Origin of the sequence: Psychromonas sp. SP041, from assembly GCF_000470315.2 — a bacterium.
Taxonomy (GTDB): Bacteria; Pseudomonadota; Gammaproteobacteria; order Enterobacterales; family Psychromonadaceae; genus Psychromonas.
In genome coordinates, this window is the sequence record NZ_CBRF02000092.1 from 1 (window position 1) to 1,286 (window position 1,286).

Below are 1,286 nucleotides of genomic sequence, written 5' to 3' on the forward strand. Positions count from 1 at the left end.
CACCAACATCCGTTAGCACCACAGTATTACCAACAATCGCGTAGTTCTCTGTGTCACTTAGTGTCACTGTTACCGTATCGCCATCTTCATCATTAGTTTCAAAAGTAGCGACTTCTGCACCTTCAACAGCATTGCCATTATCTTCAGTAAAATTGTTTGAACTAATTAATGTTAAAATAGGTGTATCGTTAGTTTCAATAGTATCATTCGTATTGATGGCACTTAAATTTTCACCTTCATCAGTAAAATCGACTGGGGTAGTCTCATCTTCTAAACCAATAGTCTGAAAGTTAGTTTTAGCGATGGTTTCTTCACCATCTCTTTCAAAATCAACAAGTGAAAAACCACCATCAGATTCTTCACCGGCAGCCGTTTCAATATCTAAGTCAAAAACCTCTTCGCCAAGTGCAAGTATCGCATCAAGATCATCAATATCGATCTCTGCATTAACATCACCTGGTTCTACCGGTGTAGAAGCATTCTCTTTCACTGAATCTGCTTTTACTTCTCCATCATCAACTAATGGGGATAATTGTTTATCGGTTGAGTTTAATTGTTCTCCAGAAAGATTTAATTGTTCTTCAGCTTGAGTTAACTGTTCATTAGTTAATTCAACTTCAGTATCATTATTTTCGTTAACTAGATTATTTTGCTCTTCCATTATTATTCCCCACGCTACTTTAAAACTTCTAATAATTATGTATTACATAATTGACAATAGAGTCAGCATTAAAATTAAAAATTTATGCTGCCCTTTTTGAAATAACTTACTTGCACATCTGCATACGGTTCATCAAATTTCATCTTAAAAAAGATAAGTTTAAAAAAATTAAACAAACACCCCTAAAGTAATAACTATAGACAAGTACCTAGCAATAGTAAATTTGATTATTAATTAATATTTAATTAAGTGATCAAAACCAATAGAAATTAAAAACATAAGTTTATCAAAAATTTAGATTAAAAAACCAAAGCTATACAAAATAACCCTCTACAAAGAAAAGTAAAAAAGATAAAACTAAAAAATAAGTAATATAACTAATAAAAACATTGATTGAATATCGCTTCAAATTGCTCAAATCAAAATAAAAAAACACATTAAAAATATCTAAAGTTGACGTTTAAGAAGGTGAGTCATACCGATTATATTAAATAAGTAATCTAAATTTTGCGCAGGAAAAATGACTTGGTTTAAGGCGTAAATTGAGCTAAATAGATAATTGGACTCCCCTACACCATTACCAACGTGTAGGCTAATATCATTGTTACCACACAAAAATATTAAA

Annotated in this window: 1 protein-coding gene; it reads right to left on the reverse strand. The window is 30.9% G+C overall.

The window, feature by feature from the left end:
* Positions 1 to 661 (reverse strand): hypothetical protein (locus SP041_RS20670; RefSeq protein WP_205961232.1); only part of this gene is annotated, 661 nt, incomplete at its 3' end.
* Between the last annotated feature and the right edge of the window lie 625 nt (positions 662 to 1,286).